Annotated in this window: 24 protein-coding genes and 1 pseudogene; 16 read left to right on the top strand and 9 right to left on the bottom strand. The window is 56.8% G+C overall.

Annotated elements, in window-relative coordinates; translation table 11 throughout:
• The first annotated feature begins 14 nt into the window (after positions 1-14).
• The 4 genes from H6F57_RS06010 to H6F57_RS05995 all read left to right on the top strand — a co-directional run bounded on the left by H6F57_RS06010 (position 15) and on the right by H6F57_RS05995 (position 1,962).
• Complete coding sequence (locus H6F57_RS06010; RefSeq protein WP_190627639.1) at positions 15-797, top strand: nuclease-related domain-containing protein; 783 nt, start codon at positions 15-17, stop codon at positions 795-797.
• 138 nt (positions 798-935) lie between these two features.
• Positions 936-1,223 carry a hypothetical protein gene (locus tag H6F57_RS06005; RefSeq protein WP_190627641.1) on the top strand — a complete coding sequence of 96 codons (288 nt, stop codon included), beginning with the start codon at positions 936-938 and terminating at the stop codon, positions 1,221-1,223.
• A 68-nt stretch (positions 1,224-1,291) separates the two neighbouring features.
• The gene (locus H6F57_RS06000; protein WP_190627643.1) at positions 1,292-1,618 is read left to right on the top strand and encodes a DUF433 domain-containing protein; all 327 of its coding nucleotides are present in this window, start codon (positions 1,292-1,294) and stop codon (positions 1,616-1,618) included.
• Positions 1,619-1,620: 2 nt separating this feature from the next.
• Complete coding sequence (locus tag H6F57_RS05995) at positions 1,621-1,962, top strand: DUF5615 family PIN-like protein (RefSeq protein ID WP_190627646.1); 342 nt, start codon at positions 1,621-1,623, stop codon at positions 1,960-1,962.
• Positions 1,963-1,991: 29 nt separating this feature from the next.
• Here H6F57_RS05995 and H6F57_RS05990 read toward each other — a convergent pair whose 3' ends face one another.
• The 3 genes and pseudogenes from H6F57_RS05990 to H6F57_RS05980 all read right to left on the bottom strand — a co-directional run bounded on the left by H6F57_RS05990 (position 1,992) and on the right by H6F57_RS05980 (position 3,817).
• A complete protein-coding gene (locus H6F57_RS05990) occupies positions 1,992-2,447 on the bottom strand; it encodes a GNAT family N-acetyltransferase (protein ID WP_190627648.1) in 456 nt (151 codons plus the stop codon).
• A 15-nt stretch (positions 2,448-2,462) separates the two neighbouring features.
• A pseudogene (locus H6F57_RS05985) lies at positions 2,463-3,043 on the bottom strand (DinB family protein).
• 63 nt (positions 3,044-3,106) lie between these two features.
• Complete coding sequence (locus H6F57_RS05980) at positions 3,107-3,817, bottom strand: TIGR02466 family protein (protein ID WP_190627650.1); 711 nt, start codon at positions 3,815-3,817, stop codon at positions 3,107-3,109.
• A 179-nt stretch (positions 3,818-3,996) separates the two neighbouring features.
• Here H6F57_RS05980 and H6F57_RS05975 point away from each other — a divergent pair, with 179 nt between their 5' ends.
• Both H6F57_RS05975 and H6F57_RS05970 read left to right on the top strand, forming a co-directional pair.
• Complete coding sequence (locus tag H6F57_RS05975) at positions 3,997-4,686, top strand: glycerophosphodiester phosphodiesterase family protein (protein WP_190627652.1); 690 nt, start codon at positions 3,997-3,999, stop codon at positions 4,684-4,686.
• 99 nt (positions 4,687-4,785) lie between these two features.
• Positions 4,786-5,646, top strand: a complete 861-nt coding sequence (locus H6F57_RS05970) for a TIGR04283 family arsenosugar biosynthesis glycosyltransferase (RefSeq protein ID WP_190627654.1) — start codon at positions 4,786-4,788, stop codon at positions 5,644-5,646.
• A 583-nt stretch (positions 5,647-6,229) separates the two neighbouring features.
• On the opposite strand, the gene H6F57_RS05960 is transcribed toward H6F57_RS05970, so the two are convergent.
• Complete coding sequence (locus tag H6F57_RS05960) at positions 6,230-7,348, bottom strand: geranylgeranyl reductase family protein (RefSeq protein ID WP_190627656.1); 1,119 nt, start codon at positions 7,346-7,348, stop codon at positions 6,230-6,232.
• A 288-nt stretch (positions 7,349-7,636) separates the two neighbouring features.
• On the opposite strand from H6F57_RS05960, the gene H6F57_RS05955 reads away from it, so the two are divergent.
• The 5 genes from H6F57_RS05955 to H6F57_RS05935 are packed head-to-tail and all read left to right on the top strand — an operon-like array spanning position 7,637 to position 11,281.
• Positions 7,637-8,527, top strand: coding sequence for a DUF4382 domain-containing protein (locus H6F57_RS05955; RefSeq protein ID WP_242024894.1), 891 nt, complete (start codon positions 7,637-7,639; stop codon positions 8,525-8,527).
• On the top strand, positions 8,524-9,024 hold the full coding sequence (locus H6F57_RS05950; protein WP_199289735.1) for a carboxypeptidase-like regulatory domain-containing protein: 501 nt from the start codon (positions 8,524-8,526) through the stop codon (positions 9,022-9,024). The genes H6F57_RS05955 and H6F57_RS05950 overlap by 4 nt, the downstream gene beginning before the upstream one ends.
• Positions 9,024-9,668: a cobalt transporter CbiM gene (gene cbiM, locus H6F57_RS05945; protein ID WP_190627658.1), complete on the top strand. Its 645-nt coding sequence runs from the start codon at positions 9,024-9,026 to the stop codon at positions 9,666-9,668. The genes H6F57_RS05950 and cbiM overlap by 1 nt, the downstream gene beginning before the upstream one ends.
• A 6-nt stretch (positions 9,669-9,674) precedes the next feature.
• Positions 9,675-10,472 (top strand): cobalt ECF transporter T component CbiQ, encoded by a 798-nt coding sequence (gene cbiQ, locus H6F57_RS05940; protein ID WP_190627660.1) that lies wholly within the window; start codon positions 9,675-9,677, stop codon positions 10,470-10,472.
• Positions 10,473-10,486: 14 nt separating this feature from the next.
• Positions 10,487-11,281, top strand: a complete 795-nt coding sequence (locus tag H6F57_RS05935) for an ABC transporter ATP-binding protein (protein ID WP_199289760.1) — start codon at positions 10,487-10,489, stop codon at positions 11,279-11,281.
• 250 nt (positions 11,282-11,531) lie between these two features.
• Here the strand turns inward: H6F57_RS05935 and nrdJ are convergent, their stop codons facing one another.
• Complete coding sequence (gene nrdJ, locus H6F57_RS05930; RefSeq protein WP_190627664.1) at positions 11,532-13,715, bottom strand: ribonucleoside-triphosphate reductase, adenosylcobalamin-dependent; 2,184 nt, start codon at positions 13,713-13,715, stop codon at positions 11,532-11,534.
• A gap of 334 nt (positions 13,716-14,049) precedes the next feature.
• Between nrdJ and H6F57_RS05925 the strand changes: the two genes are divergently transcribed.
• Complete coding sequence (locus tag H6F57_RS05925; protein WP_190627666.1) at positions 14,050-14,199, top strand: hypothetical protein; 150 nt, start codon at positions 14,050-14,052, stop codon at positions 14,197-14,199.
• 124 nt (positions 14,200-14,323) lie between these two features.
• Here the strand turns inward: H6F57_RS05925 and H6F57_RS05920 are convergent, their stop codons facing one another.
• The 4 genes from H6F57_RS05920 to H6F57_RS05905 all read right to left on the bottom strand — a co-directional run bounded on the left by H6F57_RS05920 (position 14,324) and on the right by H6F57_RS05905 (position 19,912).
• Positions 14,324-15,946, bottom strand: a complete 1,623-nt coding sequence (locus H6F57_RS05920; RefSeq protein WP_190627667.1) for a B12-binding domain-containing radical SAM protein — start codon at positions 15,944-15,946, stop codon at positions 14,324-14,326.
• Positions 15,947-16,226: 280 nt separating this feature from the next.
• Positions 16,227-17,696: a RecQ family ATP-dependent DNA helicase gene (locus tag H6F57_RS05915; RefSeq protein ID WP_190627669.1), complete on the bottom strand. Its 1,470-nt coding sequence runs from the start codon at positions 17,694-17,696 to the stop codon at positions 16,227-16,229.
• A 172-nt stretch (positions 17,697-17,868) separates the two neighbouring features.
• Positions 17,869-18,684 (bottom strand): hypothetical protein, encoded by an 816-nt coding sequence (locus H6F57_RS05910; protein WP_190627672.1) that lies wholly within the window; start codon positions 18,682-18,684, stop codon positions 17,869-17,871.
• A 292-nt stretch (positions 18,685-18,976) separates the two neighbouring features.
• Positions 18,977-19,912, bottom strand: coding sequence for a serine hydrolase (locus H6F57_RS05905; protein WP_190627674.1), 936 nt, complete (start codon positions 19,910-19,912; stop codon positions 18,977-18,979).
• A 161-nt stretch (positions 19,913-20,073) separates the two neighbouring features.
• Between H6F57_RS05905 and H6F57_RS05900 the strand changes: the two genes are divergently transcribed.
• The 4 genes from H6F57_RS05900 to psbV all read left to right on the top strand — a co-directional run bounded on the left by H6F57_RS05900 (position 20,074) and on the right by psbV (position 25,522).
• Entirely contained in the window at positions 20,074-20,838 is a 765-nt protein-coding gene (locus H6F57_RS05900) for a dienelactone hydrolase family protein (protein ID WP_190627676.1), read from the top strand.
• A gap of 300 nt (positions 20,839-21,138) precedes the next feature.
• On the top strand, positions 21,139-23,679 hold the full coding sequence (locus tag H6F57_RS05895; RefSeq protein WP_190627678.1) for an adenylate/guanylate cyclase domain-containing protein: 2,541 nt from the start codon (positions 21,139-21,141) through the stop codon (positions 23,677-23,679).
• Positions 23,680-23,870: 191 nt separating this feature from the next.
• On the top strand, positions 23,871-24,815 hold the full coding sequence (accD, locus tag H6F57_RS05890; RefSeq protein ID WP_190627680.1) for an acetyl-CoA carboxylase, carboxyltransferase subunit beta: 945 nt from the start codon (positions 23,871-23,873) through the stop codon (positions 24,813-24,815).
• Between the two features lie 200 nt (positions 24,816-25,015).
• On the top strand, positions 25,016-25,522 hold the full coding sequence (gene psbV / locus H6F57_RS05885; protein ID WP_190627683.1) for a photosystem II cytochrome c-550: 507 nt from the start codon (positions 25,016-25,018) through the stop codon (positions 25,520-25,522).
• Positions 25,523-25,711 lie beyond the last annotated feature (189 nt).

Genomic DNA, 25,711 nt, shown 5'->3' with positions numbered 1-25,711 from the left:
GAAGTTTATCGACTATGAAGCTAAACGCCCGCAGGCAACGGGTATCTCCCCTAAAAGACAAACCCTTGCGGAATCCAGGGCAATCCCTCGATGAAGAGCTACAGCGTTTGTGGGATGAAGACCTCAACACGTGGCTGGGCATGTTTTTGCTGCCCATCATCTTCACCGGATACGAGTGGTGGCGCGCAGTGAGTAACACCCCGCCGCAACCTTTAGCAACACTCATAGTTGCCATTCCGATTTCGAGCTATGCCTGCTTTAGGCTCTACCGATTGAGATTGCAGCTTAGGCGCTTGAGGATGGCGCGAGATGGAGAGAAGGCGGTTGGCCAATACTTGTCAGATTTGAGAGAAAAAGGCTATCGGGTCTTCCATGACATTGTGGGAAAGGGGTTCAACGTCGATCATGTGGTGATTTGCGATCGCGGCATTTTCACGATTGAAACCAAAACCTACAGCAAATCATCGTCTGGAAAATCCACTATTCACTTTGACGGCGAAACTATTCAGATCAATGGTCAGTTGATGGAGCGCAATGCGGTTGAGCAGGCCAAGGCTCAGGCTTACTGGGTTACAGAAGTTTTGAAGGAAAGTACCGGCAGGTCTTTCGCTGTCAAGCCAGTAGTGGTTTTTCCAGGATGGTTCGTGGAGTCGTCTAAGACAAAAGGGCCTTCTGACCTCTGGGTGCTCAACCCCAAAGCGCTGCCCAGTTTTATCGACAATGAACCGCAACGGGTTACCCCAGAAGACGTAAAGCTGGCGGCTTACCATCTATCTCGCTACATTCGCACCTCTTGAATAGAGTGAAACCCGACATTTCGCGCAGCATTGCTAGAAGGTGGCTGCGGGTTGCTTTTTTGGGTTACGCTGGTGCTCTACTCACCTAGTATTCTCGCTCGATTTAATTGAATTATCCTTATTTTAAGGAATCTAAAAATGGCTTATGTCCACGAAATCAAGTTTTTCCGACAAGAAGATAGACTATATGCAGCATTATTTGATAACCCTGCTCTTATAAGTGAGTTCTGGATTAAAAATGTCCTGGCTGAATCTCTTGGTATTAAAGAAATATCTCAGAGTATAGAGCTAGAGACTAAATATTCTGTTGAATCTTTGGGCATTAAGCCCTTCCCGGTTTCAAAACCCTTTTTTGATTTTACCGATGCTGTTGCTAAGTTGGCTTGGGAGAGAGGTTTAGTGTTGGTGATGAAAGCTATTCCTTAAGTCTTAATTGCTGGGTTCCTGTTCTTAGCTGGCATCTTTTACAATCTGATTGTGTGGAGCCAACAATTATGACCATCGACCAACTCCAAACCGAACTGCTAGCGCTTTCGCCCCAAGAAAAAGCGCAGGTCATTCAACTGCTGGTTTCTAGCCTCAGCGGTACCTGGGTTGGCATTGAGAAAACCCCCGGCGTGATGGGCGGCGATGCCTGCATTCGCCAAACCCGCATTCCCGTCTGGCTGCTAGTCAGCCTCCGCCAGCAGGGCGCAACCGAAGCCTTTCTGTTAGAAGACTATCCCGACCTCACCGCCGCAGACCTAACCAACGCCTGGCTCTATGCCAGCAGCCACCAAGCCGAAATTGAAGCTGCCCTTCAACGGCAAGCAGCAGCCTGAGCATGGCTCAACTCTACGCCGATGAGGCTTATCCTCGCCAAGTCAGTCGACTGCTCAGAGACTTAGGGCATGATGTGCTGACCGTCCAAGAAGCAGGGCAAGGGAATAAACGCATCCCTGATGAAATGGTCTTAGCTTTTGCTAGCAGTCAAAATCGAGCTGTGCTAACCGTTAACCGAGGCGACTTCATTCGGCTGCATAAACAAAATCTTGCTCATGCTGGCATTATCGTTTGCACAGAAGACATCGATCGCCAAGGGCTTGCCAATCGAGTACACCAAGCGATTCTCGAAACAGGAACGTTGGCAGGAAAACTTATTCGCGTGAATCGCCCTAATCCCTGAGTTGTCGCTAAGGTATCTTGGCGCTGTCGCTAAAGGCTTTTCGCCATAAACGAGCTGTTGGGATCGTCGGTGTAGCCGCCAAAGGGACCTCGATACTCAAAGCCGTAGCGCTCGTACAACCTGCGAGCTGGGGCAAAGGCATGGAACGCGCCCGTTTCTAGATACAGGTGGGTGTAGCCGCGCTGCCGGGCGACTTCGATAATGTGTTCCAAAATGCTAGAGGCAACGCCCTTGCGGCGGTGAATTGCGGGCGTACGCATCGACTTAACTTCACCGCTGGTGGGGCCGAGTTCTTTTAGCGCGCCGCAGCCCAGCAGGTCATCCCCATCCCAGGCCGTCCAAAAGGTAATGTTTGGTGCCCTCAGCCGCTCTAAATCCAGCGCGTGAACGCTGCCGGGGGGCGTAATCTCGTGCATGTTTTCCAAATGCTCGCGCAGCAGGGCAATGATCTGCTGGCCCGTCAGGTCATCTTCGCGAATGTCCATTGCACTTACCCTTGGTTAACTGCCCCATATCTCTTGTTCTGAAAAGCCCAACTCTTGGAAATCGCGTTCCCTCAATTTTGCCTCGTTGGCACAAAAGAACTCATCGAGCTGGGGCGGTTCAACCGCTGTTCCGGCAAGCATGGTGTGAGCCTGACCACGATGGTGAATTTGATGTGAAACAGATGAGCCAGCAGGCGCGATATTTGCTCACTTTTAATGCCGTGGGACCGGGGAATGCTAACGAGCTGTTCCAGCGACCCATCGGTCAGGGCGCGACAAACGGCAATTAACCGCCTATCGGTCTGGTGCTGTTCCCGGTGCAAGTCGGCACAACTGTCAAAGGGCTCTTCCGGGTCGAAAAAGGCTTTGGCGTTAGGATTTGGAGGCTGACGGTTGATGGTGCGCTCTAGGGCGTCAATGTAGTACCAGTCAACGGTTAGCAAATGGTTTAAGGTCGCTTTGATGGAGGGGAAGAAACTCGTTCTGGTGGCCACAAAGTCGGCCTGGCTCAGGTCACAGCAGGCTTTCAACAGGCGGTGGTTGGCCCAAGCATTGTTGTAGGCCATAGTCAGCAGGTGATGGGTGAGCGAAGCCATAAGCAACTACAGTGCAAGTACCGTTCTCAGTGACGAAACCTTTATCCCAATTGAGACTGGCAGCTAGGTCGCTTCGCCAAACCGTTGCCACTGGGTCGGCGGTGGCATGAGAAATTCGTAGGCCCCGGCGGCCTGTCCCGGTGCCGCTGTCAGCACAATATCAAACGAGAGCGACAGGCGCAGCTCGTCGGTGTGGTTAGGCGTTACCCCGTGGCGCTGTTTAGCGGGGAAGACGATCAGCCGCCCTTCGGTGGGCAAGTAGAGGGCCTGGTCTTGGTTGAGGTAGTTCCAGGTAGAAATGATGTCGGTGTTTTCGCTGCCGAGGCCAGGGCTGACCTCGTTAGGGCGGGCATCGTCTAAAAAGGTGAGACAGCCAGCGGCATCGGTGCCCGTCTCGGGCACGGCGACGTAATACACGGCACTGACGTGGGCGGTGTTGTGGCAGTGGGCACCGACTTCCTGCTGGGGACGCGACACTACGGGCCAGGCTCGCTGAATGTAGAGATCGATCTGGCTGAGGTCGAGGCCGAGTTCTTGAAGATAGGTCACGACGTGGGTTTCGACCTGGCTGACCACCCAGCTAAATCGGGGATCGGTGTGCACTTTTTCGACGCCGTGCAGGTCGCCCGTCCAGGCCATTTCGGGAAAGTTGCGGGGTTCGCTGCCGTTAGCTTCTAGGTCAAGAATGGCCTCGGCGAGAGCAGCTTTATGCTGGGCTGCATTGGGCAGGTCGGTGTAGTAGACGGCAAGGGGAAACCAGGTATCGACGGGCATTGGGGAGATGGGAGAAATGGGGAGTGGGGGAGATGAGAGCGTGAGAAGGGAAGGGTTAAGGGGGGGTAAGTAAATGGGGTTGGCGCGAGTCTCTGCTGGATTGTACTGTTTAGTCTTGATACAGCTCGACCGACCAGTTTAGGACATTGCCCAGCTTATCAGCCTAGGAGAGGCCAGCGATGGAGTGGATTACGACCCGACCCATTGCCCACCGGGGCCTGCACCAGGGAACAGCGGTGCCAGAGAATTCGCTGGCGGCCTTTGAGGCGGCGATCGCAGCCCACCACCCCATCGAACTCGATGTGCAGCTATTGGCCGATGGCAATCTAGTTGTGTTTCACGATCGCGACCTGAAGCGACTGACGGGCCACAAGGGCCGCATCGCCCACCACAACCTCCAAAGCCTCAAGCAGTTTTGCCTCTATGACACCGAGCAGACCATTCCCTCGCTGGCCGAAATGCTGGCCTGTGTCGATGGTCGAGTGCCCCTGCTAATTGAGATCAAGAATGAGAAAAAGGTTGGCCGCCCCGAGCAGGCCCTGGTGAAAACTCTGGCGGGCTACCGGGGGGAGTTTGCGGTGCAGTCGTTTAACCCGCGATCGCTCCAGTGGTTTAAGCGCCATGCTCCCGATGTTATGCGCGGGCAGCTAGCCAGCAAACCGCAGATGTTTTTGCGCAGCAACCTGCTGCTCACCTGGGCCAGTTCCCCGCATTTTATTTCTTACAACGTCAAGGCGCTGCCGACGCTACCCACCACCCTGGCCCGCCGCTACTTTAAGCTGCCCCTACTGGCTTGGACGGTGCGCAGCCAGGCTGAGTGCGATCGCGCCATCCAATACGCCGACAACTACATTTTTGACCGATTTTAGCCTGGTCTCGGCAGCACTCTCAGCAAACATTAACTTACCCCTCATTCCCGCTGGGTGCCAGGTTGGGTAAATTATCGAAATGCTCACTGGTACTGCGGTATGCCCCTCTCGATCGAAGGTTTATGGGCTGTGGCCAAGCTTCAGGCGCAGCTGGCGCTATGGTTAAACCCCAGGGCTCGCCAAGCTGTCGGCCCCTTGCCCCAGTCGTGGAGCCTAGCGGATCACTATTCCCACACCGTGGTCTTAAGCACCAACGAAACCCTGTCGCAGCCCGCGATTTCCGTCGTGATCCCAGCCTTGAATGAGGCGAGACAGTTGCCAGCGGTGCTAGACACAATCCACGCCGCCAACCTTGTGGAGGTGATTGTGGTGGATGGCGGCAGTGCCGATGGTACTGCTGAAGTGGCTGAAGCTCAGGGAGCTAGGGTAGTCAAGTCGGCCCCGGGACGATCGTACCAGCTCAACTGTGGGGCCGCCGCCGCTACCGGCTCCCTGCTGCTGTTTCTCCACGCCGATACCCGCCTGCCCGAGGGGTTCGATCGCACCATTCGGCAGACCCTTGCCCAACCTGGGGTGGTTGCCGGAGCCTTTCGCCTCACCATCGACGGCCCTGGCCGAGGGCTGCGCTGGGTGGAACGGGGGGTAAACCTGCGATCGCGCCTGCTGCAAATGCCCTACGGCGACCAGGCTATTTTTTTGAAGGCCGAGGCTTTTCACAACCTGGGTGGCTTCCCCGAACTGCCGATGATGGAAGACTTTGAGCTGATGCGGCGGCTGCGGAAAGTGGGCAAGGTGGCGCTCGCGCCTAGCGCCGTGGTGACGAGCGATCGGCGCTGGCGCACTCTCGGCATTCTCCGTACCACCCTGGCGAATCAGGCCATGATAGCTGGCTACCTACTCGGCGTTGATCCTCACAAACTCGCCCGCTGGTACCGCCACTTGGGAAAACCCTGCAAATAGTGATTTTAGATTTGTGGTTTAGTGACAGGCTGTAGGTTTCAATGTGGGCTGCTTATGTCTTTGAGGATGCTTGCTGGGACCAGTTTTCTTGTGCCTGTGACCAAAGGTCCATCAACCGCTTTGAAAAGAACTTAAGACGTTTTGTATCGTCCTCCAGGTTGGTGTATTCTCCACTGTCTTGGAGATACAAAAACATTTCAGCCTGAAAACTTTGGGAGATATTACGAGATTGGACCCACATTTTTTGTGAGTTAGTTTGACTGAGTAAGGTCGTAGCAAGCGTAGCCAAACCACTGATAGCCAGGACTATCCAATCTAACTGACCCAATACTTTGCTAGCGGATAGAGCAGATAAGATTGTTGTGGAAATAGCCAAACCGAGACTAGCGGTTTGCAGCTGCTTGAAACGAAGCTTGTGTCGATCTGCACGGTTAGCAAAATCTTTGATGAGGCGATCGCATTGACTCAGGGCCTGCTACCTTTTCTCTTCAAGGGTTTCAGCGGTTGATAGCGGACTGTATCTGTCCATAGGACTTTTGTGGCTCTAGATGAAGCTGTGAATCGTAGCTTCCTGCTGACATGGCTACCCTGACAACAACCCTCCACTTAGCCGCTTCATCACTCGGCCGGCAATATCGGCATAGCGCACTTCTCCAGCTAAAATTTGCCCCAACCGCTGGGTGGCTGTGGGTCGCTTGATGCCCACTCGGTAACCGATCCCCGGCACTCGAAAGAACAGCCCGGCAATGCGCTTGGCCCAGGGCATATCTTCGCCCCAGGTAGCGTGCATAGTGGCGGTGTAGTTGGCTAGGGCTTGGGGATCGCCATCCAGCGCTGCGTGAATCGCCTCGGCGGCCCGCACACCGCTAATCATGCCGGGGCGAATGCCTTCGGCACTGAGCGGATCGACAATGGCAGCGGCTTCGCCCACCAGCACCGCCCGATGGGTATGCAAAGGATGGTTGCCATCCCACAGTTTCAGCGGGTGGCTGTAGACCGTACCCTGATCGAGGCTGACCCCAAAGGACTGGCTATATTTTTCTAAGGCCTTTCTGTAGTCTGCTGGAGCCTGGCCCAAAAAGGTCGCCGCCCCAATCGAGTAACCGTCGGCTTTAGGGAAGTTCCACGCACAGCCCTGCTTGATGAGGCCAAACTCAAAGTTGATGGCGCAGTTATCCCCCAGGGGGGCAGGCACTTCTAACACGCTGGCGGTGCGCAGCGTCAAATTAGGAAAGCCCAGCCACTTAGCCATCGGGCCGGTAGCGCCGTCGGCGGCGACCAGGTAGGCTGCTTCAAACATTCCCTCTGTAGTGGAGACCTGCCAGTAGTCGCCCTTATTCTCAATGCTAGTGACAGCCGTACTCTCCTTTAGCTGTGCCCCCAGATTCTGCGCCTGCTGCACCAGAAAGTGGTCAAACACCTCGCGTTTCACCATCCAGATCGGGTCGGCGGTGGTGAGCTCGGCCTCAACGGGGTCGCCCAGCTTGTAGGTGTAGCGCACCCGGCGCATGGGGCGATCGATCGCCGGGGTAAAGTCAAAGTCAAAAAAATCCGCCACGCTGGGCGATACTGCGCCGCTGCAAGGCTTGTAGCGAGGCAGGGCATCTTTTTCTACAATCAGTACCAAGTGCCCCTGCTTGGTCAGGTGGTAGGCGGTCGATGCTCCGGCGGGGCCAGCCCCCACCACAATGACGTCGTACATTGAGTTCTTGACTGGGTTAGATGGGTTACAGCGTGGCTGTCCCCTCATCGTACCGCCTTAGAGAACCCAGAAAATTTGGCCAATCCGGGCTTGGTGCCCCCCCTGGGCATTGAAGTTTCTGGGTTCTCGGGGTTAAGTAAACAGGTTGGAGCATGAGTCTTAGAGCGTTTGGTATGGATGAGCGCAACTCAGCATCAACCCTAAGTGAGGTCAAGCCCAGCGCCAAGCTTGGTAATCTCCTACCATTAATGCTTCACGGCAAGACTTAGATGAAGTTAATTTATGGCTATGGGTACTATGCAACGCAATTCTCTCAAAGCTTTCGCGGTAAGCACGCTGGGCTTTTTGGCCCTGGGTGTGCTGGCTGGCTGCGGCAGCGAAAGCCCTACCGCCACAGCTCCTGAGGCTGAAACTACCGAAACCACCGAAACCGCCAGTGCCGAGGGCGAAAGCGGCACCCTGGTGATTCGCGCCAATGGCGAAGATTTTGTGCGCCAGGGGTTTACCACCAAAGACGGCTGGGAAATCGAGTTTGACAACCTCTACGTGTCTCTCGCCGACATCACTGCTGCCCAGACCGACCCCCCCTTTGACCCTGAGTTGGACGATACCCTGGAGGCCAAGGCCGAAGTTAAGGTAGACGGTACCCAAGTGGTCGATCTGGCCGAGGGCGATGAAGCGGCTGAGCCCGTAACCGTGGGTGAGGTAGAGGCTCCGGCAGGGCGCTTTAATGCCCTGGCCTGGCGCATGGTGCCTGCCGAAAGCGGCCCTTCAGAAGGCTACTCTATCTGGATGCGGGGCACGGCCACCAAAGAGGGCGAAGCGATTCCGTTTACCGTCAAGGTGAATGAAGAACTGGGTTTTACCTGCGGCGACTTTGTGGGCGACGATCGCAAGGGCATTCTCACCGCTGGGGAAGCAGCCGACCTAGAGGCTACCTTCCACTTTGACCACCTGTTTGGCGACGGCAGTGCCCCCGCTGACGACGGCATCAATACCGGTGCCTTGGGCTTTGAGCCCCTGGCGGCTCTGGCCAAAAATGGCGTGGTCGATGTCGATAGCGCTGCCCTACAGGCGGAGCTGTCGGAGGCTGATTACACGACATTTCTCTCGATCTTGCCAAGCCTGGGCCATGTGGGCGAAGGCCACTGTGCAGAAACTAAGCTGGCTACCCTATGAGACTAAACCTGACATTGGTATTGACCCTAGGCTGGGCTGGTTGGGCGTTGCCGGCGATCGCCCATGGCGTCACGGTAGAGCATCGCCAAGTCAGCAGTGTTGAGATCAACGCTCAATTTGAGACCGGTGAGCCAATGGCTAACGCCCAGGTGCTGGTCTATGCTCCAAATCAACTCGCCGAACCCTGGCAACAAGGTACTACCGATGACCAGGGACGGTTTAGCTTTACCCCAGACGCGGACCAGCCCGGCAGTTGGGAAGTCATGGTGCGCCAGGCGGGGCATGGGGTAGTGACCATCATTCCGGTGGAAGCCCCCTCCCCTGAGAACTCTGCTTCTGACCCTGGGTCTGACCCTGGGGCAGAGGCGGAAGCAGATCCCAATTCTTTAATCTCTCCTAGTACTGGCCTATCCCCAGTGCAGCAGGGTATTACTATTGGCTCTGTAATCTGGGGCTTTATCGGCACCGCTCTATTCTTTGCCAGAGGCAAGCGCTAGTGCACATTCCCGACGGAATCTTACCAGCCCAGGTCTGCGCGGCTGGGTACGCCATGACTGGAGTAGCTACCTGGTATTCCCTGCGGCAGATTAACCGGAAGCCCGACCCCGCTGCCGAAATTCCCAAGGCGTCGCTGTTGACGGCGGCGTTTTTTGTGGCCTCGTCTATTTATATTCCGGTGCCACCCGCCAGTGTCCACCTGATTTTGAACGGGCTGCTGGGGGTGGTGCTGGGCTATTTTGCCTTTCCGGCTATTCTGATTGGCCTATTTTTTCAGGCGCTGGTGATTGGCCATGGGGGCATCACGACCTTGGGCGTTAACGCGGTGATGATGGGGATTCCGGCGCTAGCGGCTTACCACATCTTTCAGCTGCGTAATTCTTTGGGTAAGCCCTTAACAGAGCCGACTCGCACGGGCGTATTTGCGTTTCTAGGCGGTGCTCTGGGCCTGGGGATCGCGGCCCTGATCTTTCTGGCACTGATTATTTTTAACATTCCCGCCGAACTCAATGCGGGGGCAGAGCAGGCGGCGGTGCTGACGCTGTCGGTGGGTCACGTGCCCCTGGCCATAATTGAAGGCATGTTTACAACCATGCTGGTGCTGTTTTTGCGCCGGGTGAAGCCTGAGCTGCTGGAGGGATAGGCCACTATGGGAGCCGCTAGCTTCGATACCTATGTGCACCGTGAGTCAGTGATTCACCGCTGGTCGCCCCGGCTGAAGCTGGTCAGTCTGGTGGCGCTGATGTTTGCCTTTGCCATGGTGCGCCAGCTCACCCTGGTGCCCTGGATGCTGGCGCTGGCGGCCGCGTTGTACGGGCTATCTGGGCTGCCAGTGTCGTTTTTGCGACAGCGGCTGAGCTATCCGGGGCTATTTATTCTGTCGCTGGTAGTGGTGCTGCCGCTGACGGTGGGCGATACGGTGCTGGGGCAATGGGGTTGGCTGACCCTACGCCAGGAGGGGTTGCAGGCGACGCTGCTAATTGTGGGGCGGTTTTTGTCGATTTTGACGCTGGGGTTTATTTTGCTGGGGACGACACCGTTTTTGACCCTGCTAAACGCGATGCGATCGCTCGGTCTGCCCACGATCTTGGCCGATATGACGCTGCTCTCGTACCGCTATCTGTTTGAGATCGCCGCCATGCTGGCCACTATGCAGCAGGCCATGCGGCTGCGGGGCTTTGGCCAGCGGCGGCAGCGCTGGCTGCGAGTGAACGGTCAGATGATGCAGCAGCTGGCGATGCTGGCGGGCAATTTGCTGATTCGCAGCTATGAGCAGTCTGACCGGGTCTACCGGGCCATGCGACTGCGGGGCTACGGCTATGGAGGAAAAGTAGTGGCGGGCCAAAGTGCAGCGGCGCAGCCCAGTACCTTGAGCTGGATGCTGGCGGCGGCGGTGCTGACGGCGGCGGTGAGCCTAGTAATCGCTGAAGGACTTTTGCGCCTGTGATGGATACGCCTATGATGAACTCGATCTCAACTGGGTTTGACCCCTTAGCCTTGGCCCAAAAGCCTCAGCGGGAAGCGATCTCGGCCCACGACCTCTGCTTTGGCTACCCCGATCAGCCCGAGGTGTTGGGGAATATTTCGCTGACGATCGGCGAGGGCGATCGCGTCGGCATTATTGGCCACAACGGCTGCGGCAAAACCACGCTATTTATGCTGCTGTGCGGTGTGCTGGCTCCCGCCGCTGGGGGCATTCACCTGTTTGGCGAACCCCTCAAACCCGGCCAGTTTCGCCCAGAAGTCGGTCTGCTCTTCCAGGATCCAGACGATCAGTTATTCTCGGCCTCGGTGCGCGATGACCTGGCCTTTGGCCCCCAAAACATGGGCCTCGACCCGGCTGAGGTGGAGGCGCGCGTCGCCCAAGCTGCCGATATGGCAGGCATCGCCCACCTGCTCGATCGCCTGCCCCACCACCTGTCGGGCGGCGAAAAGCAGATGGTAGCGATCGCCGGTCTATTGGCCATGACCCCCCAGATCATTCTCTACGACGAACCCACTGCCAGCCTCGACCTGCGCACCCGTCGCCGCCTGATTCGCTTTTTGCAAAACTCCTCCGAAACTGTGCTGATCTCCTCCCACGATCTGGAGTTTGTGCTGGAGGTGTGCGATCGCGTCATTCTGATCGACGAAGGCCGCATCATTGCCGACGGTTGCCCCCGCCAGATTATGGGCGATCGGGCGTTAATGGAAGCCCACGGCTTGGAGAAGCCCCACTCGCTAATTCCCCACGTTAATCCCCACCATGGGGGGTAAGGGGTACAGGTTTTGAATCGGTTTTTTTGCGTTCGTATGTGACACAACCATATTCAAGGCAAGGCTATAGCAAAAGAACGAAAAATGAAAAGAGTGCCGGTCGAGCTTGAATCTTGGCTTTTTGGACTGTTCTAACCCAGGCTTCACCTGTTGGCTTTCTTCAATGCCCGACTAAGAAAAAAGGGGTTCCTGCACAAGTCAGGAACCCCTTTCGCTGTCTCTCTCGTCTCAACGGGCTAACAGGCTCGATCTAGTCGGGCTTTTTCTCCGGCATCATGCACTTGTCGGAGTCGCAGCCAGCGGGGCCAGCCTCGATCACCTCGCCCGCGTCGTAGCGCGACAGGGCAGCGTGGAAGTTTTCGGTGCCGCGCCGCGCTTCTACCTGCTGCTTGAGAGCCTCGAAAGTGGCCTTGTCGATCGGTTCAAAGGGCAGGCGGGGGAAGGTTTGTAGGTCGTCGAACCGGGCCAGCAGGGCGGCAGAAATGTAGCCTTCGTCGTTTTGGATGGTTTGGTAAATGCGCTCGGCCAGCGACTCTAGCTCGGGTTCGCGAAACTCGATGGTGGCGGAGGTGTTGTGGGTAGTGTAGTGCTTCTGCACCTGCATGTAGAAGTCGAACTGGGCAGCCGCCGAGAATTTCTCAATGGCGATTTCGTCGGCCCCAGGCACATTCGCCCAGGGCACCTCGACCGGAATCTCGACCAACCACTCGGTGCAGCGGGGATCAAAGGGATCGTCAAGCAAACCGCCGTTCTCATCCTTATCCGACTGGGAGGGCACGATGGAGTAGCCGTAATCGATGCAGGCCATCGCCACAGGGTCATTTTTGCGGAAGGTGATGCGGCGAATGAAGCGCTGGGCCTTGGGCGGGTGCCAGCCGGGGCTAGCGCCTGTCAGTAGCGACTTAGTGCCCGCCGGTTGCACGGTAGTGCAGCGGTTGGGGCGCACCAGGTTGTGGCGATCGCAGTACTCACCCACGACCCGATGCACAATATCCTTCCATCTAGTCAAAAATTCTTTCTCTCTGGCTTTGAAGTCAAGCCCCTGCATGGTGTTGGGGCGGCCTGCCTCCCACCAGCGCAGCCACTCGACTCCAAAGGCAATCACGAAGAAGTCAAATAGCCCTGTGAAGGAGACGCCGACGATCGGGTCTTCCAGGCGCGACTTCTGGTAGCGGGGTTCTTGGAACTGGTGATTCAGAAGCACCGCGACGGAGAGAGCCGCAGCGGTAAAGGCGTCTTCTTGATCCTTCAGATTCTTGGGGTCGAGCTGGTTGAGGTGTACCTCTGCCAAGTTGCAGTGGAAGTTGGCTCCTAGGATCTCACCGCAGGGGTTAAGGCCGTAGCGATCGTCGCCCCCGGCCCGGCGCTTGGCTTCCCCAGCCCACTGGATGGCCCCTTCGCCGGAGTAGAACTGCTTGCGTACAGAATCGACGCAGTCTTGCAGGCTGGGCTTGGTATGGAAGACGCGGGTGTGGTTGGCCATGCGCAGCACGTCGCGCTCGGGGTCGATGCGCCAGTTGCCCTCGCTGTCCTGCTGCCAGAGGTTGTCTTTGGCGCTAGCGGCCAGTTCATCGTTGCTGTCGAACTGGCGCATGCCCGCGCTGCGGCGGATGTTGCCCGCCACCACGCAGGCGGCGGCTTCGTCAATTAGCAAGCAGCACTCGACCGAGTTGAGCTGGCGACCCAGCGCCTTGTTGAGAATGGTGGCGCAGCGATCGTAGAGCAGCGATAACCGGACGGGGTTGGCCACGCCGCCAAAGCCCTTGAGCTTTTCGCCGGCGGGGCGCACGTCGCGCAGGTCGATGGTGACGGCGATGTCGCCTGTGAAGAGATCGTTGGTAGACAGCTCAAGCAGGGTTTCGTAGGATTTTACCCAGCCCTGGCGGCTGTCGCCGACCCGAATGGTGACCTGGTTGCCCTCGATCGCCACGTCGGTGACTTCGTGGCGATCGGCCACGGGAGTTTCACCAATGTCGCCCGCCATGGTGACGATCAGCCGGTTGCGAATGGCGGGAATTTGGTTGATGTACTTAGGTTCGAGAATCGCCCCGGTGCCGCAGCCCATCATGGCCAGATCCATCATCAGGCCGAAGGCGCGCCAGTCGACCACATCGGTGCTGGTGCAGTTGTAGGCCCCAGAAAAGTTTTCGGGCTGCTTGCTCCAGTCGGTGCCGCCCACCCACAGCCAGCGGCCAGAGGGTAGCGCTTTCGCCTGGCGCTGCATGCGGTTGAGTAGGGCGGTTTCGTCGGCGGTGAGGTTACCGAGTTCGACGAGACCGGCTAGGGTGCGATCGCACACCTGATCCCAGGTTTCGCGCTGCCCCTCTACCACCTCGCCCCGACGGCTGTAGGTGCGATAAAACACAGGAAACGCCGCCGGAGCTGCCTCAGGAAATGGCCCCTGCGACCGGGTACGGGGAAGTTCTTGAACCATGGGATCAGCCTTTTGCTAGCAAGAGAGTACGTAGATTGGCGCATCGCCCACACCCAGAGGTAGAAACCCACATGCATCGGTAGATTCTCGCCTGAGCCGAGTAAAGCGCCCCAATGGTCGATCATCATACCCGATTATTTTTAGATGTAGTGTCTAACAGTCAACTTTCTCCAGAAATGGCGCTAAATCTAGAAGCACCTAGCTGCATAGAGTTCAATTCATCAGGATCTCAAGTTGTATTGCAAGGTCAACCCTGATCCCAAGGTTTTTGTCATTATTAAATTAGGATCCAAAATTTTCTATATAAGCCGTTTCTAAACAATAAGAGGCCCCCATGGAAAAAGTCTGCTGGGAGCAGTTTAAGCACCGCTACGAAGGCCCCGACGGCCAGCTTAAAGCCTGGGCTGACTATCAACGGGCTTATCAACAGTGGCGGCGATCGTGCCTGACGGATGCGGCGCCACTAGGGTCAAGCCATCAGTAACGTCTTCTGCCATTTTTAGACAGAGATTTGACTAACCCCTTAACCCACGCCAAAAATGGCCGAGAAGCTTAAAGTTTCTCGGCCATTTTGCAATGATTCGCTTTACGTAGCGCTAGGGCTAAATCTAGCTAACAGGCACAGCTACAGATTCAACCGACGCGGTGGCTACCGCTGTCTGATCGGTGATTTGCTTGGCTTCCAGGTAGGCCGCCAGCTGTTCCTCAATGTTCTGCCGCACAATCTGGCGGAAGTCGATGAAGTGCTCGGCCTGGGCACACACCGATATATAGTTGGCTGCCACTGCCGGGTAGCGCCACAGCATGATGGCCAGGTTAACCCAAAACCGCAGGCGGGTTTTGCGCATCACACCCTGCCGCCACACCACAATTAAAAAGGCGCGAATGGTGACCCAGTTGATATCGGGGGCACCGGCAGAAGTAGTGCGGTTTTTGTAGTTGCGCTTTTGGGCTTCACCCAACATTAAAAAGTGACGGAAAGTGCGGTTGAGCACCGTCAGTGGGTCGTAGAGATCCCAAAACACCTGGATGTACTCTTCGGTGATTTCTTCAATGGGCCGGGTGGGCACAAAGTTCATCAAAGTGGTCTGGTTGATGTCGGCGCTCTTGCTCAGCAGACGGCCTTCTTTCTCTAAACGGTGAGACAGGGCTGTGTCGGGCAGAGCTTGCAGCATGCTCACCAGCGCAGTGGGGATGGCGGTCTGCTCAACAAATTCGTAGATGCGCCGACCGGCCCCAGACTTTTCGCCATCAAAGCCGACGATCAGCCCGGCCATGACCCGCAGCCCCGCTTGGGCAATGGAAATTACCGACTCCGAGAGGGGGTCGCGCATGTTCTGAAACTTTTTGGTCATATTCAGGCTGTCGTCGTCAGGGGTTTCAATACCCAAAAAGACGGTGCCGAAGTTGCAGTCGACCATCATCTGCATGAGTTCTGGATCTTGAGCCAGATCTACAGAGGCCTCGGTGGCAAAGGAGAAGGGATAGCCGTGCTCCTCCATCCAAGGTTTCATGGCCTTGAGCAGGAGTTTGACGTTGCGCTTGTTGCCGATAAAGTTGTCGTCGACCATAAAGATGCTGCGCCGCCAGCCCAGGTCGTAGAGGCATTGCAGCTCGGCCAGCAGCTGATCGGGGTCTTTGGTGCGGGGCTTGCGGCCGTAGAGCACGATGATGTCGCAAAACTCGCACTGGAAGGGACAGCCGCGAGAAAACTGCACCGACATCTCGGCATAGGCGTCCATCTCGAGCAGGTCGTAGCGGGGCACGGGGGTGCCGGTGACATCGGGCTTTTCGCCGCCGGAGCGGAAGGTGCCGCTGCGATCGCCCCGTTCCACCGCCTCCACAAACATGGGCAGGGTAATTTCCCCTTCGTCCAGAATTAAAAAGTCGGCCCCAGCGGCTTCAGATTCTTGAGGGATAGCGGTGGGGTAGGGGCCACCCACCGCCACCAGCTTGCCGTAGCGCTTGGCGGTCTGTACGGTGTCTAAAAAGTCTACACGGTGGACGATCATCGCCGACACAATGACAATGTCGGCCCAGTGCCATTCGTCGTCGTGCACTTCCCGCACGTTGCGGTCTACCAGCTTGTAGTCCCAGGTTTGGGGCAAAATCGCCGCTACGGTCACTAGCCCTAAGGGGGGCAGCTGCGCCTTCAACCCTACCAACTCTAGAGTTTTATCAAACGACCAAAAGCTTTGGGGAAAGCGGGGATAAACCAAAAGAATGTTCATAGAGACCGTATGGGTATTCTCGCCATGCTACGGGAGTTATCTGAAATAATCAAACGCAAAACTTGAGAATGTGATATCTAACGGTAACAAAAACTATAGAAAAATCTGGGGTGTTAGCTCTCAAATTGTCAATCTTGCTAACTGCGATCGTAGGTTAAGTATTGACTTTCTCCTGGCCAGATTCTACGGTCATGTCTCATCCCAGTTCCCAAGTTGGATGCACCCATTTCAAGATCTGTAAATCTGAAAAGACGTGGGGAAGCGGCAATTAGTTCGCGGGCTACCGACGAGGCTGGGCCGCCGCTGGTTTGCCGTTGCAGTTATCACAATGTTCACAATGGCCCAATCGCTGCGCCTCGCTGCGAAAACCAAAGGCTATAAGTAGTGCCTGCCAGCGACAGTGACGGCTGTGGAGAAACTGATGCATTTGCTGGCTGGCTGATTCCTGCGATCGCACCGGTTGCCCTGGCCCGTTGGTGAGCTGATACTGAAATGGGCTCATCCACTCCAGCTGACCGACGCTGTGCAGCCACGACAGGGAAATAGCCCCGTGCTCAAACTGCTGGCTAATGTCGCGCACGTCTCCCTCGGGCGGAATCTGGGTCACCAGGCGCTGGGCCTTTTGCTGTAGAGCCTGGGTTTGAGCCTCAAAGAATTTAGCCCGCTGGCGATCGCCCGGTTCTAGCCAGCCCGTTGGCTCGCTCACCAGGGTCAGGGCCTCGGCGGTGTTGCCATCGCGCCCGGCGCGCCCCACCTCCTGCACGTATTCGGTAATGGTGCAGGGGGCTTGATAGTGGACAACCCAGCGGGTTGACTGTTTGTTAACGCCCATGCCAAAGGCCGAGGTGCAGACCACAAACTGGAGTTTGTCGGCCATCCAGTCAGCCTCAATCTGGCGGCGATCGCGGCTGCTCAACCCAGCGTGGTAGGGCGCTACTCGATAGCGATCGCCCAACTGCTGGGCCAGCGCCTCGCTGTCTTTACGCGTGCGTACATAGACCAACCCCGCCTGGTTGGGGTGCTGCTCTAGGTAGCGCTTTAACACGCCCTTGCGCTGGCCCTCGCTGACCACAGCCTTCACCCGCAGATCTAAGTTAGGACGGTGGAGGTTGAGCCGCACCACCTGGGGCGAATGAAGCTGTAGCACTTCGCGCAGAACGGTTTGGGCCGCCGGATCGGCAGTGGCGGTAAAGGCCGCAATGGGTAGGGTGCTACCAGCCGGGCGGCAGTCCAGCAGCGCTTTTCGTACCGTTCCCAGGCGGCGATAGGCGGGACGAAAGGTTTCACCCCATTGAACAAGGCAGTGGGCCTCATCCAAAATTAACCCGTTGAGCCGGAGTTTCGGTTGGCAGAGCCGCTCCCAAACAGGTGGGCTGAGCAAGGTCTCAGGCGAAACGTAGAGCAGCCGCAATTCTTGACGCTCTAGCGCCCTGAGAGTGCGGTGGCGCACGGGTAGCGGCAGCTGACTGTGGAGAGTGGCGGCGGGCAGAGCTTTATCGTGCAGCTCTTGCACCTGGTTTTCCATCAGCGCCACCAGGGGCGACACCACCAGCGTCAGGCCCGACTGAAGCAGCGCTGGTAGCTGAAAACAAACTGATTTCCCGCCGCCGGTGGGCAAGACGACCAAAATATCTTGATGGTTGAGCAAGGCCCTGACAATCGCATCCTGAGGTGGGCGAAAGTCGCTGTAGCCCCAAATCTGCTGAAACGCCTGGAGTACGCTAGCCCAGGCCATGGACTGTTCTGCCATCGTCACACCCTGAATTGTGCCTTCAGAATGCCCAGGTCAGCCCCGTGATTCAGCCTACGGTTGGCAGCGTGTATACAAGGAGGGGGATCGCGCCTAAACACGATCCCCTTCCTGATAAATGGCTACTGTTACCCCAGCGGGGCACTGCAACCTGATGGTTTATCCCTAAGTCTTATTCAAAGATGAAGGGGAAGTTGTAGCCCACGCCCAGGGAGATGCCCAGGGCAAAGCCGCTGGTAACTCGGAAGTTGCCCACGGCGTTAAAGGTAAAGTCGCGGGAGATAGGTACGTCGGCCCCAGCGTTGATCAGCAGACCGATATCGCCACTGGTGGGAATATCGACCCCAGCCCCAACATAGGGCTGGGCACGGAACCCGTTGTAGCTCAAGGTGCTGAAGTTGTAGGTCACCGGAATAGTAAAGCTCGACCGGTTGTTGGTGATGGTAGCCCCAGGCCGCACCGAGAAGCGAGGCCCAAGGGAAATTTTGCTGATGACGTTGAAACCAAAGCTAGACAGCCCGCTGTCGTTGCGACTGCCGATGCCGATGTTGCCGCCCACGCCCAGGTAAGCGGGGGAGATTGCGTAGGCTGGGCGGGTGCCCTGGGCTAGGTCAATAGAATCGCTGGCGGCGGGAGTGGTTTCAATGGTGGCCGCTGTCAGAGCCGACTCAATATCGGCGGTATCGAACAGGCTTTGGTCAGCGGTTAGCGACTCAGCCTCGGGTAAAGCTAGCAGGCTGGCATCAGACTCCACTGGGGCGATCGCCTCAACGACGGGCACTTCAACCGCAGCGGGCACTTCAGCGGCGGCAGCTTCGTCAGCTACAACAGGCTCAGCGGTTGCTTCAGTGGAGCTTTCGACTGTTTCAGCTAAATTGTTTTGGGCCAGCTCTAGCTCGGCCAAGTGGTTGTGGGCCAGGGCCGGGGCAGCCATACCGGCTACAGCCGCCAAGCTTAGAGCCAGGGAAACTTGCTTGAGATACGCCATGATTCGTTCACTCCTCAGATTTTTAACAGTCAAATCTCATCGGCTAAATGCCAATGATTAATCGCTCTTGAAATCGTAATGTCGTAGTGAGATTCAGGAAAGTTAAAACTATTCCCGTCGCTACAGATTCACACACCACATGTGCCTCTGAAATTGGCTGAATTGTACCATCTTCAGCCTAAAGACGAGGCTATGTTGACAACATTCTGCACCTACTTTGGATAGACGCGACTCTACATTAGGGCAGATCAATTCGAAGGGCGACCAGCATTTTGGAACATTGGCCCTAACTCTATAGACTGACCATGTGCTGAACAATAAGATCGGCCAACCGAGGTAAAATTTGTCGATTTTTGCTATGCCTAGAGCTTTCGGTAAAAGCTACTAGCAGGCCGGGTTCGCCGCTGGATAGCTCAAAGTAGGCGGCGTCGTGGCGCACCTTGCTGGTATACCCCGCCTTTGAATAGAGCTGAGTGCCCTGGGGTAGGCCTTCCCCTAAAAAGCCGGTGAACTGGTCTTCTTCGCCAGGTTCTGGCGGGGTGGTGGGCTGGTGGCGCGCCATGAGGGAGAGCATAGTCTGCGATCGCGCTGCCGACACCGCCACTCCGCCAGCAATGCTGTGAATCAACCGGGCCACGGCATCGGTGGTGAGCCGATTGCGATGCTCATAGTGCTCGCCCACAAAAGCCCGCTCGCGACCGTAGGGTCCATCGCCCCAGGGCTTTTGGTTCATATTCACCCCCACCAACTCAGGCCACGGCAACGACTGAAAGAAACGGTTGATAATGTTGCGCTGGTAACACCAGGTTTCAAAGGGACCGGGGGGCAGCTCCGGGCCGCTGGTGGTGCCGCTGAGCATATCGACGACCAGGGAAGTGGCGTCATTGCTAGAGTCCATAATCATGTCCTTTAGCGCCCGGTCTAGCTCCGCCGACGGCGGGATCATCCCTTGCTCCACCCACTCGTGGGCGGCAACTAGATAAAACAGCTTCACTACGCTGGCCGGGTAAATCAGCTCAACCCCTCGGTAGCTAGCCCCCCGAGGGCGGTGCTGCCAAAAATCATCGGCACTTAAGGCCCCGCCTGTATTGGTGATGTAGGGCCGGTCATAGACCACCCAGGTCACGGCAATTTGAGTCGGCGTCAACGCAAACTCGGCCCGCACCTGCTCTAGTACCCGTTCTAGGGCCGTTTGCAGGTCAGGATCGGGGGCAAAAAATGTCGTCATGCCAGTGCTTGTGTTCTGGGTAACCACTTGTTGATTAAATCATCCTCCACCATAGCGGTGGATGGGTGGGTAGGTGGATGGTTCAGCATGCTGAACCATCCACCTACCCCTCTCAAATTCATCCTGGCTCAGTATATAGATCGTTCTGTTGGAGGTTAGTTGTGCAAATCAAACGCCGTGAGGTGGGGTTGACCATAGACGATAGCCTGATGCGGCTCTATGTGATGGAGCCCAGCCTGCCTGGCCAGTATCCCGGCATTTTGTTCTACTCAGATATTTACCAGCTGGGCGGGCCAATTCTGCGCTTGGCCGATCTCCTGGCGGGATACGGCTACGTGGTGGCAGCTCCAGAAATCTTTCATTGGCTAGAGCCCATCGGCACCGTGATTGAACCGAACGACCTGGGTCGCCTGCGGGGCAACGATGCCGCCAGCCGCACAAAGGTGGCCCAATACGATGCCGATGCAGCGGCAGCGCTGAACTGGCTTCAGACATCAGACGCTGTGGCCCCCGGACAGCTAGGGACAGTGGGCTTCTGCATCGGCGGCCATCTGGCCTGTCGCGCGGCGCTGAACCCGATCGTCAAAGCGGCGGTGTGCTGCTACCCCACCGGCATTCACAGCGGCAAACTGGGGCGCGATCGGGCCGACACCCTGGAGCGGCTGGGTGAACTATCTGGCCAACTGCTGCTGATCTTTGGGGATCAAGACCCCCACGTGCCCGCCGAGGGGCGCGACATCATTCTCAGCACTCTAATAACTGGAGGAACCGACCACAAAACCCTAATCTACCCAGCCAACCACACCTTCATGCGCGACGATGGCTACCGCTATGACCCCGCTGCCACCGACAGAGCCTGGGCCGAGATTGTAGCTTTTCTGGACGCTGGTCTTCCCCCCACTATGCTGACCAGTCCACATTCCTAAATTCATATTCTTAAAGGAGGGCTGGGTATGCTAGGTCAGGCAAAGGGCGGAGGCATTCTGTGCGAATCGCAACTTTCCGTCCTACGCCTTGAGGTATACGGTTAGAGTAAGAGGTGTTTAGGGGGTTTCACCCCTAACTCCCCAAGGGTAGTTGCGGTGGGGAAAAAAGTGTCTCCTTGGCCGACTGGTTGAGATGGCCAATAGCTCTGTGCGCCACGACATTACCCCGACCAAACCCCCACGACCAACTGCGCCCTTTGCTTTCGTTCTTGCCCTTTGCCACGCTTGAGTAGGGTTCCTATGGCAACTCAGATCGACCGCAGCATGATCACCGCGCTGTCTTTGGTCAACCAGCACAGTTCCCTCACTAACCGGGTGCGCGATCTGCCCACCCCGCAGTTCATCAGCCTGCTCGACCAAATTACGGCGGAGTTTGAGCATTTTCTGCGCGCCATTGACATGATCAACAACGAGTCGTTGGAGGTCATGCTGGAGCAGATTTTGGAGGCGTTTACCCTCAAAATTGGCCAGATTCTCCAGGCTGAGCGCACCACTATCTTTATGGTGGATCAGGAAAAACAGGAGCTGTGGTCGAAGATTGCCCAGGGGGATGGGGAGCGATCGCTCGAAATTCGCGTCCCTATGGGTAAGGGCATCTCGGGCCACGTGGCCACCCACGTGCTGCCGCTGAATATCCCCGACGCCTACGCCGACGAGCGCTTTGACCCCACCTACGATAAAAAGACCGGCTACCGCACCCGCAGCATTCTCTGCATGCCGGTGCTAAGTAAAAAGACCGACAACATTGTGGCGGTGGTGCAGCTGCTCAACAAGCTCAACCACGCCCCCTTCGACGAGCAGGACGAGCGCCACTTTAAAGAGTTTGCCGAGTCCCTAGGGGTCATCCTCGAAAGCTGTAACTCGTTCTATATTGCAGCTCGCAACCAGAAAGGCGTGGCCGCTTTGCTGAAGGCGATTTCGTCGCTGGAGCAGAGTTTGGATCTGGAGAAGACCCTGCAATCGGTAATGGGAGAAGCCCGTCAGCTCATGCAAGCCGATCGCAGCACTCTGTGGCTGATCGACGACGAGAGCGGCGATCTGTGGTCGAAGGTGAAGTCGGGCGACGGCAAATCGCTGGTAGAGCTACGCATTCCTATCAGTAGCGGCATTGTGGGCCACGTGGCCACCACAGGCGAGGTGCTCAACATCCCTGATGCCTATCAAGATCCCCGCTTTAACCCCGATGCTGATAAGCGCACTGGCTACCGCACTCGCAATATCCTCTGCATGCCGGTATATGACTCGGGCGGTAAGCTGATTGCCGTTACCCAGCTGATCAACAAGGCCCAAGGCACCTTCACCACCTCCGACGAAGCCTTCATGCGGGCCTTCAACATTCAGGCAGGCGTCGCCCTAGAAAATGCCAAGCTGTTTGAAAGCGTCTTAGTCGAAAAGCAGTACCAAAAAGACATTCTGCAAAGTCTCTCTGATGCGGTAATTTCCACCGATATGGAGGGGCGAATTATCACCATCAACGATGCCGCCCTACAGCTGATCGGCTGCCCCGAAGACACCGACTACAGCCGCACTATTCGCGATCGCTGGTGCTCTGCCCTACTCCACCGTCCAGTGTGGGAGACGATCCCCGTGGAGAGCCTGCGCTTTCGCATTGAAGACAGCCTCAAAAGCGGAGCGCGCCACTACGTGCCAGAGCAGAGTTTGCGGGTGGCGATCGCCCCCGGCCCCGGCACTGAGCTAGACCCCATCTCAACGCTGGCCCTGCCCGACAACGACAATCCTGCCCTCTACCACCCCTGGGGCGATCCGTCCGCGACTCCGGTACCCAAAGAGGTGGTGCAGATCATTGAGCGCAGCATCAATCTCACCGTTAACCCCTTGACTAACCCCGAGGGCGGCGTGCTGGGCGGCCTGCTAGTGCTCGAAGACATCAGCCAAGAAAAACGGATGAAAAGCACCCTCTACCGCTACATGACCCCCGGTGTCGCCGAGCGGGTAATGGCCCTGGGCGATGATCTGCTCATGAAAGGTGAGCGCAAAGATGTTACGGTGCTCTTCTCAGATATTCGCGGCTACACCACCCTGACCGAAGACCTGGAAGCCGACAAAGTCGTCGAAATGCTCAACGCCTACTTCGAAACCATGGTGGAGTCGGTGTTTCATTTCGAGGGCACCCTCGATAAGTTCATTGGCGACGCGCTGATGGCGGTGTTTGGTGCGCCTTTGCCCCTGACCAACCACGCCTGGGCTGCTGTGCAAAGCGCCCTCGACATGCGGCGACGGCTGGCCAAGTTCAATGGTGAGCGAGGAGCTTTAGGGCAACCCAAAATTCGCATTGGCATTGGCGTCAGCTCCGGCGAAGTCGTCTCGGGCAACATTGGCTCTCAGCGCAAAATGGAATATACCGTCATCGGCGATGGAGTTAACCTCAGCTCCCGCCTAGAGGGAGTGACCAAAGAATATGGCTGCGACATCGTAATCAGCGAGTACACCTATGCCCTCTGCGCCGACAAAATTTGGGCTCGCGAGCTAGATCGCACCCAGGTTAAAGGCAAACAGCGGGCCGTTGGCATCTACGAACTCATCGACCAGCGCGACGCCCCGCTCACCCCCGGCACCGAAGCCTTTCTCGACCTCTACGCCCAGGCTCGCAGCGCCTACACGGCCATGCAGTTTGAGCAAGCTCTGCGCCTATTTGAGCAGGCCCAGCAGATGCGCCCCGACGACAAAGCCGTGACCGTTCACCTGAGCCGCGCCCGACAATACCTAGTGCAGCCACCCCCCGAAGACTGGGACGGGGTTTACATCATGACGACAAAGTAGCGAACAGGCGTAAAGCTGTATTGGCTCTGGTTCTGGCACAGCTCAAATCAGGACATCAGCAGTTACAACACGGCATCTGGATCAGCCCATCTATCGGAGTCTATCTATCGAAGAAGGAGCAAACCCGGTAGGATGGGGTGTGTGTTCAAAACGAACACTCTTAGGTCGTTCTGTCGTCGATGAACCAACGCATGTCTCTGTTCGACTGGTTTGCCAATCGCCGTAAGTCAGGTCCCATTAGCGAAGACCGCCAGGAGCGAGAAATTGCCGACGGTCTCTGGACGAAGTGTGAGCACTGCGACGTTCTCACCTACACCAAAGATTTGCGTACCAACCAGTGGGTATGTGGCGACTGTGGTCACCACCACCGCATCTTCAGCGACGAGCGCATTCGCCAGCTGATCGACGCCAACACCTGGCAGCCCCTCGACGCCCACATTCAGCCTCAAGATCCGCTCAAGTTTAAGGATCGCAAGGGCTACGGCGATCGCCTGCGCGATACCCAGGCCAAAACCAAACTCACCGACGCCGTGCAAACCGGCCTGGGTGAGCTAGATGGCTTGCCCGTCGCCCTCGGCGTCATGGACTTTCGCTTCATGGGCGGCAGCATGGGCTCGGTGGTGGGCGAAAAACTCACCCGCATGATCGAGCGCGGCACCGCCACTAGCCGTCCGGTAATCATCGTCTGTGCCTCCGGTGGAGCCCGCATGCAGGAAGGCATGCTCAGCCTGATGCAGATGGCCAAAATTTCGGGCGCACTCCAGCAGCACCAGGCTGCCAAGCTGCTCTACATGCCGGTGCTCACTCACCCCACTACTGGGGGCGTCACTGCCAGCTTCGCTATGCTGGGAGACATCATTTTGGCTGAACCCAAGGCCACTATCGGCTTTGCCGGTCGCCGCGTCGTCGAGCAAACCCTGCGCGAAAAACTGCCCGACAATTTTCAAACCGCCGAATACCTGCGCGAACACGGCTTTGTCGACTCGATTGTGCCGCGCACCCAGCTCAAGCAGACCCTGGCTCAGCTGATTCGTCTGCACCAGCCGATCGCCACCATCCCCCCCGTCGATGGCCACACCCCTTGGGCTAATGGCCTCAGTGCCGCAGAGCCAACCCACATTGGCGTCGATTTATAGCGGCGAAACATTGGGAATGGCCCCCTTCGGTGGCATGATAGACATTACGTGAATAATTTAATGGGGAAAACTCCGTTGAATTACATCTAAATCCAAGCTGAGAGCTGAAATTTTGCCTAACGGAAAACGACAGCGCCTGAGCTGGACTTAACATAGCTGTGTTGATTTCATACCCAAGCCCTATACATTCGAGGAGAACCATGTTGAAGAGATGCATTTGGCTAGTTGCGGTCGCACTCTTCTTTGTCAGCCACCTGGTCATGGGAGACGCTGTCGCGGCTGAGCTAGATGAGGCCACTCGTACCATACAGCTCAATTCCGCAGGGGACACCTATGTGCTGTCCCTAGAGCAGGTAACCCGTGGCCGTCGCCAGTTTAACTACGCCTGTGGCACCTGCCACGTCGGGGGCATCACCAAAACCAACCCCACTGTTGGCCTTGATCCGGACTCCTTAGCCGGTTCCTTGCCTCCCCGCGATAACCTTGAAGCCCTGGTGGCCTACCTGAAAGAGCCGATGACCTACGACGGTCTGAGCGATATTTCTCAGGTACACCCCAGCAAAAAGAGTGCTGATATCTTCCCCAAAATGCGTAGTTTGACCGAGGAAGATCTCGTGGCGATTTCAGGCCATATTCTGCTTCAGCCCAATGTGATTGGCGACATGTGGGGAGCTGGCAAAACCCGCTTCTCTGCTCCTCAAGTCTAGGGATGGTTAGGTTACTTGGGAACTGCCCCATCGTCTGATGGATTAAGCTCTGGAGTTTGCACCTGAAACTGCTGTTTGCAGAGTTTCGCAGGTGGCCGGGGACGGCAATTACTCCAGGGCTGAGGCCCCAAGTTACCGCTTAAAGCAGGTAATATGCCATAGGAAGGCTGTTCAGCAGCCCCTGACTGA

It is taken from the genome of Leptolyngbya sp. FACHB-60, assembly GCF_014695775.1.
GTDB lineage: Bacteria > Cyanobacteriota > Cyanobacteriia > Phormidesmidales > Phormidesmidaceae > Nodosilinea.
The sequence above is the reverse complement of the archived record's forward strand: the minus strand, read 5'-3'. Positions and strand labels throughout refer to the sequence as shown.